The organism is uncultured Virgibacillus sp. (genome assembly GCF_947495635.1).
Lineage (GTDB): Bacteria > Bacillota > Bacilli > Bacillales > Amphibacillaceae > Virgibacillus > Virgibacillus salarius.
In genome coordinates this window covers 1-23,803 of record NZ_CANMAB010000061.1, presented here as the reverse complement: position 1 = coordinate 23,803, position 23,803 = coordinate 1, and the positions used below count along the sequence as shown (strand labels likewise).

Genomic DNA, 23,803 nt, shown 5'->3' with positions numbered 1-23,803 from the left:
CATAATAGCTACTAGAGAAAGCGTAAATCTGAGCATTTAGTGATAAGGACTGAGCGAATTTTGCTCAGTTTTTCTTAATAGTCTAGGAAATGAAGGAAACTATAAAATTTGAGCCTGTGGATAAATAGGCGCATGTTGAGCCGCGTCCGAAACCTAGGCAACTTCACGAATTGCCCTAGGAGTAGGAGAAGTCATCATCGGCTCGTAAGCTCACTTTGTTTCCTTTATTTCCGTTGACTCGCTCCATTCGCTACGTTTCTATTCGGGCGTTTGCACTTTTTGTTCTTTTACAGAAAAGAAAAGTATAAATAAGGGAAGAAAATTTAATATATCATAATATTCCGGTTTTTCATATTACTGCATAATTTTTAGCGTACATAATGAAAAAGACTTATCTGCTAGTTAGGATACTTGGATTCGCTAATTCTTTTGAAGCAGTACTAAACTTCCAATTGGTAAAAAGTTCAAATTATTACTTGATTTCATCATTGAGAACAGTTATCATTTAACTTAAATATTGATAATGATAATCATTATCAATTGAATGATTTAGATAACTATTTAGTACAAGAATAGATTGGAAGGAATGAAGTCATGCAATTTACAGGAATAACTGGAAAGGTTGCTGTTGTAACAGGTGCCTGTGGTGGCATGGGTCAGTCCATTGTTGAAGGGCTTTCTGATAATGGTGCTCATGTAGTTGCACTGGATAACAATACAGAAAAACTATTTGCATTTGTAAGTGAGCTAAAGCAAAACGGCCATCACATAACAGCTTTTACACTGGATATTCGTAATTATGAAAAGGTCGCAGAAACAATAGACATGATTGAACGTGAAGTAGGACCAATTGAAATTCTCATTCATGCCGCTGGGGTACTTTTTTTAGATTCTGTCGTTTCGCTTCCTAAATCAAATTGGGATACCACCTTTGAAGTCAACACTAGCGGTGTGTTCCATATTGTCCAAGCCATTACAAGACGAATGATCCCTCGTCAAGCTGGTGCAATTGTCGTAGTTAGTTCAAATGCTGCTCGAATGCCTAGAATGTCGATGGCAGCATATGCAGCTTCAAAAGCAGCTACTACAATGTTTGTCAAATGTTTAGGATTAGAACTAGCCAATTATAATATCCGCTGCAACATTGTTTCGCCGGGATCAACGAACACCGAGATGCTTAAACAACTGTGGAAGAATGACACAGGAGAACAAGTATCGATAAATGGTACTGCAGAAGAATATCGACTTGGTATTCCGCTAAGAAAAATTGGAGAGCCCGTTGATGTAACAAACACTATTTTATTTCTTATATCTGATATGGCTGGTCATATTACTATGGAAGATATATGTGTAGATGGTGGAGCAACATTAGGGTTGTAAAATTCATCCAAAGGAGGATATAAATTGATAAATACTACTGCTTCTAATCAAAGTAAACAGATAACTTTACTTCAAAATTATCAAAAGGGCGATTTTTTATTAGCATCGCCAAAGCAAATGATCTTGGGTAAAGGAGTTTTTGCAAACGTTCATATGTTAAATAGCCACGGAATAATAGAGCAAATGAAACAGTCGTTGAATCAAGCAAAATTGACTGGTCATGCCAGACCAATTGTGATGGGAGCGATCCCGTTTGATTTTTCCGAGTCACCGAAACTGGTGATTCCGAAAGAGATATCTACTGCTGCTCCATTAGAAGTGAAAAAGCAAGTAGAGTGGAGGAAAGCTTCAAGCTCTACCTTTGAAATAAAGGCAGTTCCTGATCCTGAGGTATATATGGAAGGTGTACGTAAGGGGCTAAAGGCTATTGACACAGATCACATACAAAAAATTGTTTTATCCAGATCATTACATATTACCTCTGCTGAAAGGATAGATACACATCAATTATTAAAAAATCTAGCTTACTCAAATAAAACGGGATACACATTTGCAGTTGATGTATCATTGAATGAGCAGAAAGATACTGAGCCTCGAACATTAATTGGTGCAAGCCCAGAATTGCTTGTATCTAAGACAGGACAAAAAATAGTAGCGAATCCGTTAGCGGGATCACGACCTCGCTGTAAAGATCCGTTGGAGGATGAGCAACAAGCCAAAGAATTATTGGAATCCGCCAAAGATTTACATGAACATGCAGTAGTCGTAGATGCAGTAAAAAAATCGCTTCAGGAATATTGTCTGGAATTACATGTACCTACAACACCTTCCATAATAAAGACAGAAGCAATGTGGCATCTTTCTACGGAAATTAACGGTATTCTAAAAGATCCGCACGTGACTTCCATTGAGTTAGCAATGGCTCTACACCCAACACCAGCTATTTGCGGTTTCCCCACAGAAGCTGCTCGCAATACGATTCAAGAAATTGAACCATTTGATCGTGGATTTTTTACTGGAATGGTAGGATGGTGTGATGAGGCAGGAGATGGAGAATGGATAGTCACCATTCGCTGTGCTGAAATTTGTGGTCGAAACCTTCAGTTATTTGCTGGAGCTGGAATAGTCACTGGTTCAAAGCCAGAAGATGAATTAGCAGAAACGGCAGCTAAGTTTGGCACGATGCTGCAGGGACTAGGCATTTAAGTCCTGAAAAATGAAGGAGGGATTAAATATGGTTCTAGATGGATGTCCAACTTGGCCAGAAGAATATGCTGCATATTATCGAGAGGAAGGATGCTGGGAAGGAAAAACATTTGGAGACCTATTGGCGGAAAATGCCAAAAAATACGAGAATCGAATAGCCATGACTGATGGAGAAGTTGAAGTGTCTTACAGTGAGTTTAATAAAAAAGTGAATCAGCTAGCAGTAGGTTTCCAAAAATTAGGGATACAAAAAGGTGATCGTGTTGTCGTTCAACTGCCTAATCAAATTGCCTTTTTTGATGTCGTTTTTGCGTTGTTTCGGTTAGGCGCAATTCCTGTATATGCGCTTCCAGCCCATCGATATAGCGAAATTCACTATTTTTGTGAATTTGCGGAAGCAAAAGCATATATTATTCCTGACACGTATGGAGGATTTAACTATACATTGTTAGCCAGTGAGGTACAAAAAAGCGTAAATTCACTTGAACATATCATCGTTCATGGTGAGGCAAATAAATACACGTCGCTTTTTGATTTGTATTTACAAGCAGATTTTAAGGAACCTGAAATTAAAGCAAGTGAAATAGCGTTCTTGCAGTTGTCAGGAGGTAGTACAGGGCTGTCCAAATTAATACCGCGTACACATGATGACTATATGTATTCATTGCGCGTGAGTAATCAAATTTGTCGAATAACTAAAAATAGTGTGTATTTGGCTGTGCTACCAATCGCACATAATTTCCCGATGAGTTCTCCAGGTGTGTTAGGAATTTTGTATGCAGGAGGAAAGATAGTTCTTGCTTCTGGATCAAGTCCAGATGAAGCATTTCCGCTGATTCAGAAAGAGCAAGTAACGATTACAGCGCTTGTCCCACCGATAGCATTGATATGGCTAGAAGCGATTAAAAATCGAAGGGATGATTTATCAAGCTTACAGGTTATTCAAGTTGGTGGAGCAAAATTTAGTGCTGAAGTAGCGCAGCGAATACAACCTTCTTTTGGCTGTAAATTACAACAGGTATTTGGAATGGCTGAAGGTCTTGTAAATTATACTCGTTTGGATGATCCGGATGAGATTATTATACACACACAGGGAAAACCAATGTCTCCATATGATGAAATAAAGATTGTAAATGAAGACGATAACCTTGTTGCCACAGGTGAAGTAGGGGAACTATTAACCCGTGGTCCATATACCATATGTGGCTATTATAATGCGCCAGCACATAATCGAAAAGCATTTACCAGTGATGGCTTTTACCGAACCGGTGATTTAGTTAGTGTAAATGAACATGGTTATATTACCGTAGAAGGCCGTGATAAGGATCAAATTAATAGAGGAGGAGAAAAGATCGCAGCAGAGGAAGTAGAGAATCATTTGCTGGCACATTCAAATGTATTTGACGTCGCCGTTGTTGCGATGCCGGATAAATTCCTTGGTGAACGATCTTGTGCATTTATTATTCTCCATTCTGCTTCAGATCACCCAGGTGAGTTCAAACAATTTTTAAGGGAAAGGGGTTTGGCAGCATATAAAATACCTGATCGTGTAGAAATCGTTGAAACGTTTCCCAAAACTCCATTCGGTAAGGTCAATAAAAAAACACTACGACAAAAAATTGATCAAAAATTAAAAATATAATTATTACTTGAAAGGAAGTGGATAAGATGGGACTTCCATCTATAACGACATATCCGATGCCGCAATCTTCGGATTTACCAAATAATAAGGTGGACTGGAAGGTTGATCCTAAACGAGCGGTTCTGCTTATACATGATATGCAGCAATATTTTATTAATGCTTATGATTCTAAGCAATCTCCTTTGCCTGAACTAGTGAACAATATTAAGGATCTTAAACAACGCTGTACACAATTAAATATCCCAGTATTCTACACAGCTCAGCCAGGCAATCAAGCTCCAGCTGATCGGGCACTATTACAAGATTTTTGGGGATCTGGATTAAGCGAAAGTATACAGGAAACACAGATTATTAAAGAGCTTACTCCAGATGAATCGGATACGGTGCTAACTAAATGGCGCTATAGTGCTTTTAAAAAGTCAGATTTATTACGTATTTTACAAGAAAGCGATAAGGATCAAATTATCATTACAGGTGTCTATGCACATATAGGTTGTTTAGTTACTGCTACGGATGCATTTATGGAAGATATTCAATCCTTTTTTGTAGCTGATGCAGTAGCTGATTTTTCAGAGGCAGATCATCAAATGGCCCTACAATATGCTGCGACTCGATGTGGATACTGTCTAACTACAGAAGCTGTTTTACGTGATCTTATCTCACATCAAGATTTAAATCAGGATGACGCGTTTTCGTTTTCAGATATGAAAATACAAATAGCGAATTTGCTCGATATTCATCCTGACGATATTGCCAATAGGGATAATCTACTAGATATAGGACTTGATTCGATTCGGATGATGAGTTTAGTTGAAGAATGGAGACAGCAAGGAATCGAAGTTAACTTTATGAAGTTAGTAGAAAGACCTACACTTCATGATTGGTGGGAAATGATTACTGGGATACCACAAAATACGTAATGTAGTGTCTATGGATAGGAGGTAACAACGTTTATGACTACAATGGAACACAAACGATTTCCTTTAACAGGTGCACAGACAGGGATTTGGTTTGCTCAAAAACTAGATCCGAATAACCCGATTTACAATACTGGAGAATATGTGGATATTATAGGGAATTTGGAAATGAATTATTTTAAACAAGCGATTAGGCAGACCATTGTGGAAGCAGAGAGTTTACATGTCAATATTGAAGAAGATCTCGAAGGACTATCGCAATTCATTCAATTAGAGAGAGGCTTTTCTATTGATTATATTGATGCTCGTGACCAATCCTGTCCTAGTCATTTTGCAAAAAAATGGATGAAAGATGATTTGTCACAGCCCATCGACTTTGCTCAGGATTTATTATTTAAACAGGTTATCTTTCAACTAGATGATAACCGATATTTTTGGTATCAAAAAATCCATCATATTGCTGCAGATGCATTCGGTTTTTCTTTAATTAGTCAACGAGTTGCGTCGTTGTATACATCATTTCTCCAAGGAAAAAAAGGGGATGAGGGTAGTGCATTTGGCTCATTTATAAAGGTTATATCTGAAAACCGAAAATATAGAGAATCGGAGAAATTTCAGGTTGATCGTGACTTCTGGATGAATCATTTTAGTGATCATCCAGAAGTGGTTAGTTTAGCAGATCGTTCAACGAAGCTACCGGCGTATTACATAAGTGATACAACTTATGTAGATAATGCAATTTTTACATCTCTTCATAATAAATCAAGGGAACATAAAGGTAGCTGGCATGAAATAATAATTGCAGCATTAGCTATTTATGTACATCGGATGACTGGTGAAGAAAATGTTATTTTGAGTTTACCGATGATGAACCGTTTTGGAACATCATCTTTACATGTTCCAGCAACTGTGATGAATATACTGCCATTACGGTTATCATTGCAGGCGGATTTATCCTTACATGATCTGATTCAGCAAATTCAGCAAGAAATACGTGTGATACGTAAGCATCAGCATTATAGACATGAGGATTTGCAACGTGATCTCAAATTATTAGGTAGTAACCAACGTTTGATTGGACCCCAGATAAATATAATGCCTTTCGATTATACACTGCGATTTGGAGAAGCGAAAGGAACAACATACAAACTTTCAACAGGGCCAGTTGAGGACCTATCGTTGAATATATATGATCAGAAAAATGATTCTGGTTTACGATTTGATTTAGATGCTAATCCCAACGCCTATCATGAAGAGGAGGTGCATTTACATCTACGAAGAATAAAAAAACTTGTCGAAGATATAGCCAATTCCTCAATGAAACAAGCAATTGGTAGGTTTCATCTTTTACTAAAAGAAGAAAGACAACAGGTGCTAGAAGACTGGAATCCAGCCTGTCGTGAAATGGCTGATAAGCCACTGTTAACTCGTTTTGAAGAGCAAGTAAAAACGAATTCAGAACGTATTGCTGTAGAGTTTGGAGAGAAGAAACTTTCTTACGCTGAATTAAATGGCCGTGCAAATCAAATCGCCCATTTGCTTCGTAAGCGAGGTGTAAAGCGGGGGCACTTTGTAGCCATTATGCTACCTCGATCAGACGAAATGCTCATAGCTATTCTTGCAGTATTAAAAAACGGTGCTGCCTATTTACCAATTGATCCGAGCTATCCGGAAGATCGAATTACGTATATGCTTGAAGATGCACAACCTGCTTGTGTTATTACGTCAGTCAAAGATCAAATTTCATTGGAGAAAGAGGAAGTAATTGTAGTAAACCTAGATGATAACAACATACAAGAAGAATTAACTTTCTCGAATAACCAAACCTTTCCCTCTCCTATTGTTTCTGGGAGAGAACCGGTTTATATGATCTATACTTCTGGTTCTACAGGCAGGCCGAAAGGAGTCGTTGTAACAAATGAAGGCTTAATTAATTTTCTCGAGTCAATGCAATTGAAATTCAATATCCAAGCTACCGACCGACTCTTAGCAGTAACAACAATTGCATTTGATATTTCTGCTCTAGAATTATTTCTGCCTATTTTAAACGGTGCGACAAGTGTCATTGTGGATAAAGAAACAATTCAAGATGCTGCTAAATTAGCACAAGCAATTGAAGCAAAAAATATTACCATCATGCAGGCTACACCTACTCTCTGGCAAACGCTTGTAACGTATCGCCCCAATGCAATCCAAGGGTTACAAGCGTTGGTTGGTGGCGAGGCATTAGCTGCAAAACTGATGGAGGACTTACTTGCGTTAGACTGTAACATAACGAATTTATATGGACCAACGGAAACGACGATTTGGTCTACTGCTATGCCAATTACAGGCAATGAAGCTAAACCCTTCATTGGCAGACCCATTGAAAATACCAAGGTTTATATTTTGGATGCAGCTTTAAACCCCTTACCTCCCAATGTTCCTGGCGATCTCTATATCGCTGGAAAGGGCTTAGCCAATGGCTATTTAAATCGCCCTGGATTAACTGCAGCAAGATTTATAGCTAATCCTTTCAGCCATTCTGGAGAGAGAATGTATTATACAGGGGATATTGCGAAGTGGCGAAACGATGGAACAATCGATTATATTAGTAGGTCTGACCATCAAGTGAAGCTGCGAGGATTTCGAATTGAACCAGGTGAAATTGAGAATGTACTGATGACACATCCAGATGTGGAACAAGCTGCTGTAGTTGTATTTGCGGACCAATTAAATAATCATCGGCTAGTAGCCTATCTTGTTGCAGATGAATTGTTGGATAAGAATAAAATTCGTGACCATGTACAAGATAAGTTGCCAGATTACATGGAACCATCTGCTTATCTTATCATTCCAAGTCTCCCACTAACCCCTAATGGAAAACTTGATCGCAAAGCACTCCCCGCTCCAGATATGGATCAAGTGGTATCAGATAGGGAGCCTCGGTCGCCGCAAGAAGAAATCGTATGTGATTTATTTGCAAAAGTGTTAGGTGTAAATCGTGTTGGAATTGATGATAATTTCTTTGATCTAGGAGGTCATTCTTTACTTGCTGGGCAGTTAATTAATCATATCCGTCAGATTTTTAACGTGGATATTGGTATTAGTAAACTATTTGCAGCACCAACCGTTGTGAGTTTTGTGGATGAGATTAATGATGGTAAGCTAGCTCGTCCACCGATAAAGAAAATGGAAAAACCAGCCAACATCCCTTTATCATTTGCACAGCAAAGGCTATGGTTTCTTCATCAATTGGAAGGAGCCAGTGCAACTTATAATATTCCAGTTGTTGTTGAATTAACAGGCAATTTAAACATTAATGCCCTAGAACAATCCATCTATGATGTAGTAGATCGACATCAGTCATTACGGACCATTTTTCCAGAGACCGAAGGAAATACGCTTCAATTAATTTTAAGCATAAAGGAAGCTAACCCTGTCATTCACCGGAGACAAATAGATAAAACGGAGGTGAATGAAGCCATTCATTCTGAAATAACCTATTGTTTTAATCTATCGGAAGAACCTTCGTTTCGTGTAACGCTGTTACAAATCGAGAAGAATCGATTTGTACTTGTTCTCTTAATTCATCATATTGTTGGTGATGGTTGGTCGCTTCGTCCGCTTGTACAGGACCTAGAGAGCGCATATCAACAGCGAAGCAAGGGTGAAGTACCTAATTGGCCTGCGTTGCCGTTGGATTATATAGATTTTGTATTATGGCAAGAAGCTTTATTGGGATCAGAAAATAATCGGACAAGCTTGATGGCAAATCAATTAAACTATTGGAAGCAGGAACTTGCAAATCTGCCAGATCAGTTAGATCTACCAACAGATTATTCACGTCCAGTAGAGTCAACTTATCAAGGCGATAGTTATTATTTTACCATTAATCCTGAACTTCACCACCATCTATTGAAAATTAGTAAACATAACGGTGTGAGTCTTTTTATGGTATTGCAAGGTGGATTTACGGCATTATTAACCCGGCTTGGAGCGGGACAAGATATTCCTTTAGGTACTCCAGTTGCTGGTAGAAATGATGATGCAGTAGAAGAAATTGTTGGTTTATTTATTAATACGATCGTATTACGGACGGATACTTCTGGAAATCCTAGTTTTCGTGAGTTACTACAGAGAATCCGTCATACAAATTTAAATGCTTATGAACATCAGGATGTACCGTTTGAACGATTAGTTGAAGAATTAAATCCAGTGCGATCTCGCTCAAAGCATCCATTATTTCAAATAATGTTTGCTTTACAAAATACACCGAACCCCAGTTTAGATTTACCTGAAGTAGAGAGTGATATAACGGTGAAGAGTGTTGGGGCAGCAAAATTTGACCTAACTGTTGAATTTCAAGAATATAGAAATCAGGAAGGAAATCCAGATGGTGTAAAAGGAATGGTTGAGTATAGTACAGATTTATTTAATCATCAAACCATTGATCATATGTTCCAACGATTTTTGCAATTGCTAGAATCAGCAATAATCGATGTTGATCAACCTATTGGTAAACTAACTATTTTGGGAAGCTGTGAAAAAGAGATGATCTTGTCTGATTGGAGCAGGAAGAAAATGGAAGTAGCAGAAAATATACTTCCAGATTTATTTGAAAAACAGGTGGCGAATTATCCGCATGCAGAAGCTATCGTATGTAACAATACATCATTAACATATGAAGATATCAATCAACAGGCAAACAGGCTTGCTCATCTATTAATAGAAAAGGGTGTAGGGCCGAATCAATTTGTCGCTCTAGCAATGTCAAGATCCATTGATATGATCATTGGTTTACTTGGGATTTTAAAGGCTGGTGCAGGATACGTCCCGCTAGATCCGAACTATCCTAAAGCTCGAATCACTTATATGTATAACAATGCGCAGCCTGTATGTCTCATTACGAATCATCAACATAAAGAGAAATTTATTCATGATGATCCAACGTTTATTATTGTCTTAGATGAAAAGCGTACAACACATCAGTTGAACAAACAGAAAACGTCAAATCCGACAAATAGTGATCGTAATGGTTCGCTGTCTCCTTATCATCCAGCTTATATTATTTATACATCGGGATCGACGGGAAATCCAAAAGGTGTAGTTATTCCACACCAGAATGTTGTTCGATTATTCGGAGCGACGGAGCATTGGTTCCATTTTCATGCGGAAGATGTTTGGACTTTATTCCATTCGTATGCATTTGATTTTTCCGTTTGGGAAATGTGGGGTGCCCTGTTGTATGGTGGAAAGCTAGTCATCGTCCCGCATGAGATCAGTCGCTCACCGGAAGCGTTCTTGAAACTTTTGGTAGATGAAAAGGTTACAGTTCTTAATCAAACGCCTTCTGCATTCTATCAGCTTATTCAGGTAGATAGACAGATGGAAGATGTAAGTCAAGAACTAAACTTGCGGTATGTCATTTTTGGCGGCGAAGCATTAGATCTTCATCGATTAGAAGAATGGTATGAGAGACATGAGGAAAATTATCCACAGTTAATTAATATGTATGGCATTACGGAAACAACTGTTCATGTTTCTTATAAGGAGTTAGATAAAGCAAGTATTGCGTTAAATGCGAATAGTATCATTGGTCAGGGGATTCCAGATTTAGGAGTATATGTGTTGGATGATTATTTAAACCCTGTTCCCCCTGGTGTAGTAGGAGAACTATATGTATCTGGTGCTGGTATGGCTTTAGGTTATTTAGGTAGACCGGATTTAACCGCAGATCGATTTATAGCTAATCCGTATGGAACTAGCGGCAGTCGCATGTATCGAACTGGCGATCTCGCCTGCTGGAAGCATGATGGTTCCTTAGATTATATCGGTCGTGCCGATCAGCAAGTAAAATTAAGAGGTTTTCGCATCGAATTAGGGGAAATCGAAGCAGTCTTGACTAAGCATCCGGGTATTGATGATGTCGTCGTAATGGTACGGGAAGATCAGCCAGGTGACGAACGACTTGTCGCTTATATTACTTGTAAGGGTGACATGAAGGCAGAGGAAGAAAATTGGAAGGTGTTTGCTGCGAAACAACTTCCTGAGTATATGGTCCCGTCTGCTTATGTAATGATAGAAACTTTCCCGTTAACTCCAAATGGAAAACTAGATAAAAAATCATTACCTGTCCCTGAATATGGTACGAGCAACGCTTATCGAATCCCAAGAACGCCACAAGAAGAAATTCTATGTGACTTATTTGCAGAAATTCTTGATTTACCGCAAGTTGGTATTGATGATGGTTTCTTCGATCTGGGAGGTCACTCCTTATTAGCTGTTCAATTAATGACACGAATAAAGCAGGTGCTTGGTGTAGACTTGAATATTGGTACATTGTTTGCGGCTCCCTCTGTAGCGGGGCTTGCAGATCAACTTTCAGAAGAAGGAGATCATCATGCTTTGGATGTACTATTGCCATTAAGAGAAAGCGGTATTCAGGCTCCGCTCTTCTGTGTGCATCCTGCAGGGGGATTAAGTTGGTGTTATGCAGGATTATTAAATAGTTTAGGAAAAGATTTTCCGATATATGGTATACAAGCCAGGGGGATTGCTGATTCTGGTCAACTTCCTCCTTCTATTGATGATATGGCTAGTGAATATATTCAAGCGATAAAACAAGTTCAACCAAATGGACCATACCAGCTTCTCGGTTGGTCTCTGGGAGGGAATGTGATACATGCGATGGCTACGCAATTACAGGAGCAAGGAGATACTGTATCGTTAGTTGCCATGCTAGATGCGTATCCAAGTCACTTCCTTCCTATAAAGAATACACCGGATGATGAAGAGTCGCTTGTGGCTCTACTAGCGTTAGGAGGATTTGATCCCGAAACTCTTGGTGATGAAGCCTTGAATTTTGAGAATGCACTTAAAATATTACGAAATAACGGTAGTGCACTTGCGAGTCTCGGTGATCAAACGATATTAAACTTAAAAGAAACATATGGAAATTCGGTGCGTATTTTAAGTGAATACAAACCAAAAGCATATTCGGGAGACGTTCTGTTTTTCCGTTCTACGATTATCCCAGAGTGGTTTGATGAAATTTCACCAGAAACGTGGAGGCCATATATTAATGGAGATATGGAAGTGTATGATATTCATTGTCGCCATAAAGATATGTGCCAGCCGGAACCATTAGCAGAAATTGGTGATATTTTATTACAGAATCTCTTACAATTACAAGCCAATGAATAGAAAGGAGAAACACGAAAATGACTAATCCAATGGAAAATCCTAATGGTACCTATGTTGTACTAAAGAATAAGGATGGCCAGTATTCACTTTGGCCTTCCTTTCTCGATATACCGGGTGGTTGGAATGTAATATTTGGCGAAGATAATAGAGACAATTGCATGAACTATATTGAAACAAATTGGAAGGATTTATCCCGCATATAACTGGCAGTAAGCTCCCACTTCAAGCAATGAAGAGCAATATTGGTAAGAGGTGGTTCAACTGCCAGTAAATGTCCGATTGGTTCAGAGGCCTTTAGGTCATACCCTTGTGGTACTAACCATCCGTGGGGATAAACAAAACGCCCACGGAAGGAGTTTCACTCTCACTTTATTACCTTCTTCATTGGCTACAGTGAACAATTAAGACTAGTTTCTTTTGATAGAAATGTAGGAGGGAACGGTAGTGACCAATCTATTGTATGTAAACTCCCTAATAAAAGAAGTCATCAAGAAATTCAATGGTTATTTCCTTATATATCTGTTAGAGTTCAAAATAAAATAAGCAGGTATCGTTTGATCGAGGATATGTATCGTAAGCTGATCGGAGAGCTATTACTGCGTCATCCCTTTAACCGGTGTACTGGGTATAAGCTGCCAGTACAAAAAATAGAGATTACACAATACGGTAAACCATTTTTACCAGCATTTCCTTCCTTTCAGTATAATATTTCCCATTCTGGTGATTGGGTGGCGTTAGCAACACACCATTACCCTGTAGGTGTAGATATAGAAAAAATACAATCTGTTGAAAGTAGCGTAGTTAAGAATCTGTTTTCTCAAAAGGAATATACTGAAATGCTTAAACATGTACGACCGGTACAAGCATTTTATGAGATATGGACTGCTAAAGAGAGCTTTGTAAAGGCAACGGGAAAGGGAGTATTGACACCACTTCACTCTTTTGCTGTCAACAATTTACTAGGCAGTCGAATTCAATTTATCCATACCTCCTCCAAAGCAATAATAGAAGGTTATACATGTCAACAATATAGAGACATTAACGGTTATTCATTAGCCATCTGTACAACCAAGGTAGATGAAAAAGCGTTTGGAGGATTACGTTTTTGTCATTTCAATGACTTATTAAATGATCTGTAACCTATTCAGTTAAACACATTTCAAAGGAGAAGATGTCCATGCGTAAAGCTGAAAATATCGATGAAGTATTACTAGATTTATTATGTGCAAAAGGGCAACTTGTAGCTGAATCACTACGTAATTCGAAGATTTCAGATGTTGATATAAATTCTAAAAATAAAGGTCCTTATACTACGGAAACGATAAAACAGGTTCTTCAAGCACTTTCAGATGAAGAATTTAAAAATACAGAGAAAATGACCAAGGTATACTTACATTCACGTGCATTTCAAGAAGAAAATTCGGTAATTCATGTAGGTAATGAGTTAATCGGTAAGCAACAACCACAATTTATTATTGGTCCCTGCTCCGTAGAGAGCCATGAGCAAGTCTATCGAGTCGCTGAAGAAATGTCTAAAAGAGGTGTTTCTCTTTTACGTGGTGGGGCATTTAAACCGAGAACGTCACCATATGATTTTCAAGGCTTGGGAATCGAAGGGCTGCAAATACTAGCTGAAGTGGCTAGAACGTACAATATGTCAGTCGTTACAGAAATTATGAGCCCGGAAAGTATTGCTGAAGCTTATGATTACGTGGATGTTATACAAATTGGGTCACGAAATATGCATAACTTTGATTTGTTAAAAACGGTAGGAAAGCTTGATAAACCCGTATTGCTTAAGCGGGGATTGTCTGCGACGATACATGAGTTTAAAATGGCCGCAGAATATATTCTAAACGAAGGAAATAAAAATGTCATATTATGTGAACGAGGTATTCGCACATATGAAACAGCGACAAGAAATACCTTTGATATATCAGCAATTCCCATTTTAAAGCAAGAGACACATTTACCGGTATTCGCTGATATTTCACATGCAGCTGGTAGAAAAGATATTTTGCTTCCACAAGCCAAAGCAGCATTTGCAGCTGGTGCGGATGGTATTATGGCAGAGGTTCATCCGAACCCAGCGGTAGCATTATCGGATGCGAAGCAACAAATGGACTTATTAGAATTTGCTCAGTTTATGGACCAGCTTCATCACTTTTTAAATCGTTTTTTTGTATCAACTAGTTTGAAGTAATGGCAGTAGCATACTCTATAAATCTTGTATTCAAGGTGCAGATAGTAGTTTTTCTGGATTACTCATTATTTTCACTCTTTGTCCATATAATGTAACAGTTTGGTTGGATGAGGGTGATGTTTATTGGTGGAACTATTTATTGAGTCAGATAAGGAAGTCATTCGATTTTGTGAAAAGGTGCGGCAATACAATAAAAATATTAATCTGCACTGGAAAACTCATGAAGATTGGGGGAATCATCTGCAGTTTGAGGATCAAATTCCAAACCATATGCTAACAGAGGCAATTGCAAAATCTTTAACAGATGTATTTATTTCTTATCGATTGAGCAACATGATATCAACCGTAATTGAAGAGTTTTATTATTTTACGAGTAAAGATGAGATGGAGGAAATTCTTGAATTAACCAATTGGATTATGTCGGGTGAAGATAAAGATAGCTTACTCGTAAGGAAAAAGGAGGATCCATATCAAGTATTGGAGTCATTGTTTATTGCAAATATAAAGGATACAGCAACCATACATTACGATTCTATTGTAAAGTTCCGATTGAAAGTATTTCGCGATTATGTCATACACTATGTCGGGTTGGCTATTGATGAGTTTAAACGGGAAGAGGATCACCAAGAATTTGTGAATATGTTACGAGAGTACATTGCAAAGCGAGAGTCTATCGTTGATACTGTTCATGTTTTACAAGGGAAATCCTTCTCTTTTTTTAAACAAAATGGAAAACCTTTCTCGAAAATGGAACTTCGAATGCTCATGCAAAAAGAACCTTTATATATTGTTGGGTTGGATGAGGGTGAATTAAATTTGTCTCCGCTTGTGGCAATGGCTCCCAGAAATATATACATCTACGGGGATCATCCGTCTGAACCGAAGACACTTACCGTTATTAATGTATTTCAAGAGAAAGTAATGTTTAAACCATTTCATCATTTTCCATTTCCTTACTATGTTAAGAACGAACAACATTAAGACTTGCTTTTCATTTATACTGAAGCTATAATACAAATTATATAATTATATGTTAAGCTACAGGTAATGATAAGGACATAATTCATTGATATGGTATGGAAAGAGAAGGAAGCCAGTGGCTGAAAGCTTCCAACTTACTAACAATGATTTACCACCTTTGAACCCTGCTATTGAATGAAAAAAAGTAAGTAGCAGCGTATCATCTGCGTTATGGATGTATGAAGCCGTAATATTTATTTTTGATACGGGAAATAGGGTGGAACCACGACGTGACCAACGCTCGTCCCTTTGCTTAGATGCAAAGGGGACGAGCGTTTTTAATTTGAAAAAGGAGTGATAGCAATGACTGAAGAACTAGCATTTATTTTTCCTGATGGAGCAGAAAAATCCTTTCCAGCAGGAACTACAGGTGAGGATATAGCTGCTTCTATTTCATCAGGATTGAAAAAGCAGGCATTGGCAGTAAAACTAGACGGGATTCCATATGACCTAAGACGTGAATTGGACCATGGAGGAAAGATAGAAATTATTACGAATAAGGATGATGAGGGGATTGAAATCATGCGTCATTCGACAGCACATTTAATGGCGCAAGCAATAAAACGTCTGTATACTGATGTCAATTTTGGTGTCGGACCGGTTATCGAAGAAGGATTTTATTACGATATAGATATGGAGCATTCCATTACACCAGATGACCTCCCTAAAATAGAGAAAGAAATGAAGCGGATTGTCGATGAAGCTCTAGAGATTGAACGTATCGAAATTTCTCGTGATGAAGCGAAGAAAATGTTCAAGGATGACCACTTAAAGCAAGAACTCATCGATGCAATACCTGAGCATGAGCAAGTAACGATTTACAAACAAGGCGAATTTTTTGATTTGTGCAGAGGAATTCATGTTCCATCTACAAATAAAATTAAGGCATTTAAGCTACTTAGTATCTCTGGAGCTTATTGGCGTGGTGATAGCAATAATCAACAGCTACAGCGAATTTATGGAACTGCTTTTGCCAAACAAAGTCAAGTCGATGAATATCTTCGTATTTTAGAGGAGCGAAAAGAACGTGACCACAGGAAGCTAGGTAAGGAATTGGATATCTTTACAGTTTCTCAGAAAGTTGGACAGGGTCTACCATTATGGCTTCCTAAAGGCGCAACGATTCGTCGTGTAATTGAACGCTATATTGTTGACTTAGAAGAGCGTCTCGGCTATGACCATGTATATACACCTGTATTAGGAAGTGTAGACTTATACAAAACGAGTGGACACTGGGATCATTATCAAGATGACATGTTCCCAGAAATGAAAATGGATAATGAAGAATTAGTGCTCCGTCCAATGAATTGCCCGCATCATATGATGGTTTATAAAAACCAATTATACAGTTATCGGAATCTGCCTGTACGAATTGCGGAATTAGGGACTATGCATCGCTATGAGATGTCAGGAGCTTTAGCAGGACTTCAACGCGTGCGAGCAATGACACTAAATGATGCCCACATTTTTGCCCGACCTGATCAGTTGAAGGATGAGTTTATTCGTGTTGTAGAGCTTGTCCAAAAAGTGTATGAGGACTTCGGCATAAAGGATTATTATTTCCGTCTTTCCTATCGTGATCCGGAAGACAAAGAAAAATATGTAGATAATGATGCAATGTGGAATAAAGCGCAGGCGATGCTAAAAGAGACAATGGAAGAAATGGAAGTTGATTATGTTGAGGCAGAAGGAGAAGCTGCTTTTTATGGTCCGAAGCTAGACGTGCAAGTAAAAACTGCTTTAGGTAAAGACGAAACACTGTCAACTGTACAGTTGGATTTTCATTTTCCAGAACGATTTGACTTAACGTATATTGGGGAAGATGGTAAAGAACACCGCCCTGTTGTTATTCACCGAGGTGTTGTATCGACAATGGAACGGTTTGTAGCATTTTTAATTGAAGAATATAAAGGGGCATTTCCAACATGGCTTGCACCAGTACAGGTTAAAGTGATTCCTGTTTCACCACGGGCTCATCTAGCGTATGCGAATCAAGTAGCCGATAAATTAAGACTTGCCGGTGTACGTGTTACTGTCGATGAACGAGATGAGAAAATTGGCTATAAGATTCGTGAAGCACAAACACAGAAAATACCATTTGCTCTCGTTTTAGGAGATAATGAAGTGAACGAAGATGCGGTTAATGTCCGTCGTTATGGTCAAAAAGAATCGGAAACGCTCAGTTTTGAGACATTTACTAATTTAATAAAGCATGAGATAGCTAATAAAGTAATGAACCGCTAAACGAACAAACATACAGGCCTGAGACATAACGAAAACGTCCTCTTCTATTTGTTGGTTCGACAATAGTTATTATAGTCCGATAGTATAGACTTCTGGGAGAACATGGCTGCATAAGCACCGTGCTCCAATAGATTCCGTGTTAGCTAAGGCATTTTCAACATTAATTGGGCTTTTGTTTTAACTTCGTATTTTTCCTATCTCCATTTATTAAGTCAAATAGCCTATTCCTATTGATTTTGAAAGAGGAATAGGCTGTTTTATATGAAATTGGAGATATAGTGGGATGTAATAGTAAGAGGAAAAAACAAAAAGAAATAGAACTACTATATAAAGAGAAGAATTGATCTGTAGCAACCTGCTTATATGTGTAGAAATAGAGACGATAAATCTCCGAATAAGTGAATAGGGGAGAGGACATGAGTGAAATTAATTAACCAAATTGCTGTTGGCAATACAGCTGAAGTTTATTTATTGGACAATAAAATTGTCAAGCTATTTCATAAGAACATACCGAAAGAAACATCTGAGTACGAAGCAACGAAACAACGTATTGCTTTATCATGTGGGCTTCATGTTCCAACCGTATTGGATGTAACAATCATTGATGGAAGACAAGCGATAATAATGGAATATATAAAGGGTAGTACGCTAGGGGAATTACTGGAAAAGGATAATAGTCTGTTGGTTGATTACATTTCCATTTCGGTTGATATTCAACAAAACATACATGCTGTCATTGCAGATTCAATGGAAACAATGTCTGTAAAGTTACAGCGACAAATTGAATCAACTGATTATTTAACGGACAATCAAAAGTTAAGGCTAATCCAAAAAATGAAATCAATCTCCTATGAACCTAAGCTTTGTCATGGAGATTACCATTTATTTAATCTGGTTAGCACAGCTAGTAACGTAACTATTTTAGATTGGGTTGACGCTAGTTCGGGGGATATCCGTGCCGATGTATATCGTACGTATCTTCTTTATTCACAATTCTCAATGGAATTAGCAGATACGTATGTATCTTGTTATTGTGAAAAGAGTGGATTATCCATCGACGAAATTTTTCAATGGGCTCCTATCATTGCTGGTGCAAGACTATCAGAGAAAGTTTCTTCTGAAAATAATGAGCGACTTATTGCAATCGTGAACCAGTATTGTCCATGAATCGATTACACCAAGAATAGGGAATGAAGTGTGTAATGAAATTGAATGGAGTGGTCGCTAATATGAAATTCACTTATTTTTGCGCGTTGCTGGGCAACTGTAGCAAATGAATGTTATGATAAAATTAATAGAGTTAGTACACAAAGGAGAAGGTTAAAAGAAAATGGATAACGGCTTCTTTACAAAAGTTTATCAGTTAGTAGAAAAAATTCCAAAAGGACAAGTAGCTACTTACTCGCAAATCGCTCGAATTTTAGAGCAACCTCATAATGCAAGGGTAGTAGGATGGGCCATGAATAAGGCACCTCAAGGACTACCATGTCATAGAGTTGTAAAGAAATCTGGAGAATTAGCCCCTAATTTTCTCAATCAAAGGACATTGCTTGAACAAGAGGGAGTTGCCTTTGATAAAAAAGGACGAGTAGTATTAACTAGCTGTAATTGGAATTTCTAATACGATGATATAAATTTCTTATTGATCTTTTTTGACAGTTTCTTTTATTTGTGTTACTATAATTAAGTTGAAAATAATTGAATGATCTGAGACAAGTAGAAGCACCCGCTTCTCACCTGATTGACACCTGTTGGTAGTTGACTGGTTCCGACTCTTATATAAACGATTGGAGACGTGTGGGTGCATATATGCCCGCACTTTTTTCATGATGAAATTGACTTGTCGATAATGATCACAGCGTTAAACTTTTTTGGAGGTGGATGATAATTAGCAAAGATATGAATGTCAATGAAAAAATTCGTGCAAGAGAAGTACGGTTAATTGATTCAAATGGAGATCAGCTTGGCGTGAAATCTCGTCATGAGGCATTAGAGATAGCGCAAACGAGAAATCTTGATCTAGTGCTTGTTGCTCCAAATGCAAAACCGCCAGTATGTCGTATTATGGACTATGGGAAATACCGCTTTGAGCAACAGAAAAAAGAAAAAGAAGCACGTAAAAAGCAGAAAGTAATTAATGTCAAAGAAGTTCGCTTTACGCCTGGAATTGGTGACCATGATTTTGAAACGAAGCTAAAAAATGCTCGTAAATTTTTAGAAAAAGGCGATAAAGTAAAGGCTGCTGTTCGTTTTCGTGGACGTGCAATTACACACAAAGAGCTCGGCAGGGAAGTTTTAGATCGATTTGCTGAAGAAGTAAAAGATATTGCGACTATTGAGACGAAGCCAAAGATGGAAGGTCGTAATATGTTTATGATGCTTGCACCAGTGAACGAAAAGTAAATATACAGTTAAGAAGAAACTGTCAAATCAACAAAGCTGATGTTATAAGGAGGAAATCAACATGCCAAAAATGAAAACCCATAAAGGTTCTCAAAAACGCTTTAAGAAAACAGGTACTGGAAAACTAAAACGTGCACATGCTTACACAAGCCATATGTTCGCACATAAGTCTCAAAAACAAAAACGTAAACTACGTAAAAGTGCTACAGTATCTGCTGGTGATTTCAAACGAATTAAAACAATGCTTCCATATAAATAAGCATTACTATGTCAACTATTGATTTTTAAACTTTATTTTGATTTGTATTAGGAGGGAATTATTATGCCACGTGTAAAAGGTGGAACAGTAACGCGTAAACGTCGTAAACGCGTCCTTAAACTAGCTAAAGGTTATTATGGTTCGAAGAGAACGTTATTTAAAACAGCAAAACAACAAGTAATGAAGTCTGGTCAATATGCTTATCGTGACCGTAAACAGAAAAAACGTGAATTCCGTAAGCTTTGGATTTCTCGTATTAATGCAGCAGCTCGTCTAAATGATATGTCTTACAGCAAGCTAATGCATGGTTTGAAAGTTGCTGGAATCGATATTAATCGTAAAATGCTTTCTGACCTAGCTGTACATGATGAAAAAGCATTCTCTCAACTTGTAACAAAGGCGAAAGAAGCTTTAAAATAAATCGAAAAGAATCCATCTAAGGTATGGATTAGTAATAAGTATTAGGAAAAGACCAAATACTGCAATAATCGCAGAATTTTGGTCTTTTTTTAAAATGAAAATTGAAAGTTGGTTGAGGGAATTGGCAAGTTTTATACCATATTTAATAGGTGTTAATGCAATTACTTTTTTGTTTATGGGATTGGATAAGCAAAAGGCAAAACAGCAAAAATATCGGATTCCGGAACGTACATTTTGGCTGCTTGCGCTTATAGGTGGATCGATAGGCGCTTGGCTGGGTTATGAAAAGCTATAATTTTATACAGAATTATGACAAGTTGTATTCTGTCTAAATTATATTATACTATATATAATATTATGCTTTAAAATGATGATATATAATAGTAACATAGCATTTAAGGATACAAGATAAAGAATATTAATGCTTTTAATGAAGGGAATACCTCGGTTCATTGTATTGCGCAGTTTGAAATCCGAGAACCTTTGTCGAAGGGGTAAATTTGTATATGAGTATTATTAGAGATAAACAAACATCGTTAGGTACCTTATATGAACGTTGTGACAGCAATAATAAACTTATTCAGAAATTTGGAGCAATAGGATTTAAGCGGGCGTCTGAAAGTAAGAGAACATATTTTATTATTACTGACCTAAATGGCAGTTTAGTAGATGCTGCAAATATATATTTAAATAAAAAGATTGGGCATTCAAAATATAGAAAAAGAGAAACTGCTTTCTCGGCGTTAAAAGTTTTCTTTTCATTTTTGCAACTTTTACATTTAAATCACCCAAGAGAATTAACCAATGACATTAGTAGCATAAAAGTACAGGAACAATTGGTTCAGATAGAAAGGTTTTTACAAAAGTTCTGTACGAAACAAAAACAATTAAATGAGCAAATAAAACAGCACAGTAAACTGTCTATTTCCTCTGTTTCATCAGGTTCGAATGTGCCAAGGAGTCAGATTAACCTTAATATAAGTACATTAAAACAATATATTGAAAGAAGAATTGATGAAATTGAAAAGGCAGACATTTTAAAGATAAATAAGACTGAAAAGCTCAGAAGCGAAAAAAAAGAGCTTGATAAGTATGTAGATGGTTTAAGACAGCAAATAGTGGACAACTTTGAATTGAAATTATACATAAATAAGTTAGAAACTGAAAACAGACGCCTTATCCTTCAAATAGAGGATAGACAAAGGGATATACAGAAATTAGAGATTGAAAATAATAAATTGCGTAAGGAAGTAAGTAAACAGAACAATCAAAAAATCGTACCATTCAATTGATTGAATATCAGTTTTCGGTATAAGGTTTTGGAGTTAAAATAATGGTTAAGAAAGCATATACAACTCTTTATCCTACAGTGACATTCAAAAAGAATTTAAAAAAATTGAAGGTTTGTTAAGTCATTGTGGTAAAAGTAGTGTAGAATGATCTAATTGTAGGAAAGATACTGAAAACTGATATAGAAGCCAAAGGGGTTTGTTTATCATTATGAAGAAAGAATTAAAGGTATGAAGGAGTGTTTTTTCAAAGTTTAGCCATTTTTTATGAGATTTATATTAAAGATTAGGAGTACTAACTTAAGATAGGCTTTGGTAAACTCATGTTCGTTAAGCGTGCAAGCCTATCATACCCATATTAAGCGAATTACAGCAAAAAAGTTGCCACTTCTCTATAGGTTGTATCAGAAGTAGGTAAAATAGTGCTCTTCTATTTTCTACTAAAAATAGTAAATGGTGAAAATAACCGAAGCGATTTGTAGTATAATGATTGATGGTATTCCATACTTGAATGATTTATGATGAGTTTTATGGCGGAATCTCTTGCAGCCTAACATAATCCCTGCAGAACCGCCTATCAACGCAATATTAAATAATGTTTTCTCTTTAATGCGCCATTCCCCTTTTATAGCCCTTTTCTTATCATAGTACATCAAAAAAGTACCAACAGTATTTATGAATAGTACATATACAAACACAAGGAAAAATATATCCAAATTAAACCTCCTTCACAATTCTGAATTGCCTAATTGTATTAAAATTTAATCACCTAATATTATAACTTAAAATCGAAGAAAATTTCATTCTTTTATTAATTAGTTCCTATACTATAGAAAAAAAGCTAAAATAACAATTCAATTATTGGTCCAAAGAACTGTTGTATCAATAGAACGTAAAAAACATAGGGGTTATTTCAAATTGAAAAGAATAAAGATGATAGATTTATCAAATTTCAATGCACAAGAGGTCTTGTAGGAAAATTATTTAGGAACTTTGTTTTTAGAGCATATATTACAAAGTATAGTAGCAATGGATATTGAGGTACGGAATGATGGTGAGTTTTACAAGGGTGTATATTTAAAATAATAATTTAGAATGGGCGTATGAAATCATCTGTAAAAGATGTAGTAGAAGTAATGATTACGAAGAAGAATTAGTTCAATAATCTTTTAAACTTTAGTAACAAAATATCTTTTTAAAACGAAAGAGTTCTGGAAGATAAGAATCAAACCAGAACTCTTTCGTTTTTGAATACATCAGGAAACTCATCAAAAATATGATGAGTACATCTATATTATACCATTGTAAAATTGTATAAACAAATTTGTATTTACATAATATGACTATTAAATATAAATCTATTAATTCAAGTTATTGTTACAAAGCTTCTGAGCAAAGCACAGTTCGTAAAGTAATGAGGTGTGTGATTACAGCCATTGAATGGTACCACCTCTGACAACATAATATTTACCCTAAAATGATAAAAAGTGTATCATAGAGTAACTGACTGTTTACCACTGTAATCCTTCTGATGATAAAATATATGAAAGAAGATAAATGTGACCGTCAAGTAAAATGACACAATTTCTGCTTATTAATTTGAAACACTTTACTGCCCAAATATGGTTTTTCGAT

Annotated in this window: 18 protein-coding genes and 1 other annotated feature; of the genes, 17 read left to right on the top strand and 1 reads right to left on the bottom strand. The window is 36.9% G+C overall.

Translation table 11 applies throughout. The features are described from left to right. Positions 1 to 594 precede the first annotated feature (594 nt). The 17 genes from Q1A47_RS13365 to Q1A47_RS13285 all read left to right on the top strand — a co-directional run bounded on the left by Q1A47_RS13365 (position 595) and on the right by Q1A47_RS13285 (position 22,171). Positions 595 to 1,380 carry a 2,3-dihydro-2,3-dihydroxybenzoate dehydrogenase gene (locus Q1A47_RS13365; protein WP_121605469.1) on the top strand — a complete coding sequence of 262 codons (786 nt, stop codon included), beginning with the start codon at positions 595 to 597 and terminating at the stop codon, positions 1,378 to 1,380. A 24-nt stretch (positions 1,381 to 1,404) separates the two neighbouring features. Then, complete coding sequence (gene dhbC, locus Q1A47_RS13360) at positions 1,405 to 2,586, top strand: isochorismate synthase DhbC (protein WP_166530794.1); 1,182 nt, start codon at positions 1,405 to 1,407, stop codon at positions 2,584 to 2,586. Positions 2,587 to 2,614: 28 nt separating this feature from the next. After that, a complete protein-coding gene (locus Q1A47_RS13355; RefSeq protein ID WP_166530795.1) occupies positions 2,615 to 4,228 on the top strand; it encodes a (2,3-dihydroxybenzoyl)adenylate synthase in 1,614 nt (537 codons plus the stop codon). A 26-nt stretch (positions 4,229 to 4,254) separates the two neighbouring features. Then, positions 4,255 to 5,148, top strand: a complete 894-nt coding sequence (locus tag Q1A47_RS13350) for an isochorismatase family protein (RefSeq protein WP_166530796.1) — start codon at positions 4,255 to 4,257, stop codon at positions 5,146 to 5,148. 33 nt (positions 5,149 to 5,181) lie between these two features. Next, positions 5,182 to 12,330: a non-ribosomal peptide synthetase gene (locus Q1A47_RS13345; RefSeq protein ID WP_166530797.1), complete on the top strand. Its 7,149-nt coding sequence runs from the start codon at positions 5,182 to 5,184 to the stop codon at positions 12,328 to 12,330. A 17-nt stretch (positions 12,331 to 12,347) separates the two neighbouring features. Further along, positions 12,348 to 12,533: an MbtH family protein gene (locus Q1A47_RS13340; protein WP_026683088.1), complete on the top strand. Its 186-nt coding sequence runs from the start codon at positions 12,348 to 12,350 to the stop codon at positions 12,531 to 12,533. Between the two features lie 363 nt (positions 12,534 to 12,896). After that, positions 12,897 to 13,469, top strand: a complete 573-nt coding sequence (locus Q1A47_RS13335) for a 4'-phosphopantetheinyl transferase superfamily protein (RefSeq protein WP_299632359.1) — start codon at positions 12,897 to 12,899, stop codon at positions 13,467 to 13,469. Positions 13,470 to 13,501: 32 nt separating this feature from the next. Further along, the gene (locus Q1A47_RS13330; protein ID WP_034679931.1) at positions 13,502 to 14,533 is read left to right on the top strand and encodes a bifunctional 3-deoxy-7-phosphoheptulonate synthase/chorismate mutase; all 1,032 of its coding nucleotides are present in this window, start codon (positions 13,502 to 13,504) and stop codon (positions 14,531 to 14,533) included. 126 nt (positions 14,534 to 14,659) lie between these two features. Next, a complete protein-coding gene (gene ytxC, locus Q1A47_RS13325) occupies positions 14,660 to 15,514 on the top strand; it encodes a sporulation protein YtxC (protein WP_226983661.1) in 855 nt (284 codons plus the stop codon). A 342-nt stretch (positions 15,515 to 15,856) separates the two neighbouring features. Next, the gene (gene thrS, locus Q1A47_RS13320) at positions 15,857 to 17,797 is read left to right on the top strand and encodes a threonine--tRNA ligase (protein ID WP_166530799.1); all 1,941 of its coding nucleotides are present in this window, start codon (positions 15,857 to 15,859) and stop codon (positions 17,795 to 17,797) included. A gap of 420 nt (positions 17,798 to 18,217) precedes the next feature. Next, entirely contained in the window at positions 18,218 to 18,964 is a 747-nt protein-coding gene (locus tag Q1A47_RS13315) for a phosphotransferase family protein (protein ID WP_026683085.1), read from the top strand. 163 nt (positions 18,965 to 19,127) lie between these two features. Beyond that, a complete protein-coding gene (locus Q1A47_RS13310) occupies positions 19,128 to 19,418 on the top strand; it encodes an MGMT family protein (protein WP_026683084.1) in 291 nt (96 codons plus the stop codon). Positions 19,419 to 19,505: 87 nt separating this feature from the next. Continuing rightward, positions 19,506 to 19,628, top strand: a sequence feature (ribosomal protein L20 leader region). Between the two features lie 68 nt (positions 19,629 to 19,696). Further along, positions 19,697 to 20,200, top strand: coding sequence for a translation initiation factor IF-3 (gene infC / locus Q1A47_RS13305; RefSeq protein ID WP_026683083.1), 504 nt, complete (start codon positions 19,697 to 19,699; stop codon positions 20,198 to 20,200). Positions 20,201 to 20,261: 61 nt separating this feature from the next. Beyond that, the gene (gene rpmI / locus Q1A47_RS13300; RefSeq protein WP_026683082.1) at positions 20,262 to 20,459 is read left to right on the top strand and encodes a 50S ribosomal protein L35; all 198 of its coding nucleotides are present in this window, start codon (positions 20,262 to 20,264) and stop codon (positions 20,457 to 20,459) included. A 63-nt stretch (positions 20,460 to 20,522) separates the two neighbouring features. After that, positions 20,523 to 20,879: a 50S ribosomal protein L20 gene (rplT, locus tag Q1A47_RS13295; RefSeq protein WP_026683081.1), complete on the top strand. Its 357-nt coding sequence runs from the start codon at positions 20,523 to 20,525 to the stop codon at positions 20,877 to 20,879. A gap of 94 nt (positions 20,880 to 20,973) precedes the next feature. Beyond that, positions 20,974 to 21,174, top strand: coding sequence for a DUF1294 domain-containing protein (locus Q1A47_RS13290; protein ID WP_166530800.1), 201 nt, complete (start codon positions 20,974 to 20,976; stop codon positions 21,172 to 21,174). A 211-nt stretch (positions 21,175 to 21,385) separates the two neighbouring features. After that, complete coding sequence (locus Q1A47_RS13285; protein ID WP_166530801.1) at positions 21,386 to 22,171, top strand: hypothetical protein; 786 nt, start codon at positions 21,386 to 21,388, stop codon at positions 22,169 to 22,171. Between the two features lie 437 nt (positions 22,172 to 22,608). On the opposite strand, the gene Q1A47_RS13280 is transcribed toward Q1A47_RS13285, so the two are convergent. Beyond that, positions 22,609 to 22,884, bottom strand: coding sequence for a DUF1294 domain-containing protein (locus tag Q1A47_RS13280; RefSeq protein WP_246484842.1), 276 nt, complete (start codon positions 22,882 to 22,884; stop codon positions 22,609 to 22,611). Positions 22,885 to 23,803: the final 919 nt, after the last annotated feature.

Coding starts and splice junctions, on each gene's coding strand:
- Q1A47_RS13365 (WP_121605469.1), top strand. CDS start 595: ATGCAATTTACAGGAATAACTGGAAAGGTTGCTGTTGTAACAGGTGCC.
- Q1A47_RS13355 (WP_166530795.1), top strand. CDS start 2,615: ATGGTTCTAGATGGATGTCCAACTTGGCCAGAAGAATATGCTGCATAT.
- Q1A47_RS13350 (WP_166530796.1), top strand. CDS start 4,255: ATGGGACTTCCATCTATAACGACATATCCGATGCCGCAATCTTCGGAT.
- Q1A47_RS13345 (WP_166530797.1), top strand. CDS start 5,182: ATGACTACAATGGAACACAAACGATTTCCTTTAACAGGTGCACAGACA.
- Q1A47_RS13340 (WP_026683088.1), top strand. CDS start 12,348: ATGACTAATCCAATGGAAAATCCTAATGGTACCTATGTTGTACTAAAG.
- Q1A47_RS13335 (WP_299632359.1), top strand. CDS start 12,897: ATGTATCGTAAGCTGATCGGAGAGCTATTACTGCGTCATCCCTTTAAC.
- Q1A47_RS13330 (WP_034679931.1), top strand. CDS start 13,502: ATGTCCATGCGTAAAGCTGAAAATATCGATGAAGTATTACTAGATTTA.
- thrS (WP_166530799.1), top strand. CDS start 15,857: ATGACTGAAGAACTAGCATTTATTTTTCCTGATGGAGCAGAAAAATCC.
- Q1A47_RS13310 (WP_026683084.1), top strand. CDS start 19,128: ATGGATAACGGCTTCTTTACAAAAGTTTATCAGTTAGTAGAAAAAATT.
- infC (WP_026683083.1), top strand. CDS start 19,697: ATGAATGTCAATGAAAAAATTCGTGCAAGAGAAGTACGGTTAATTGAT.
- rpmI (WP_026683082.1), top strand. CDS start 20,262: ATGCCAAAAATGAAAACCCATAAAGGTTCTCAAAAACGCTTTAAGAAA.
- rplT (WP_026683081.1), top strand. CDS start 20,523: ATGCCACGTGTAAAAGGTGGAACAGTAACGCGTAAACGTCGTAAACGC.
- Q1A47_RS13290 (WP_166530800.1), top strand. CDS start 20,974: ATGAAAATTGAAAGTTGGTTGAGGGAATTGGCAAGTTTTATACCATAT.
- Q1A47_RS13285 (WP_166530801.1), top strand. CDS start 21,386: ATGAGTATTATTAGAGATAAACAAACATCGTTAGGTACCTTATATGAA.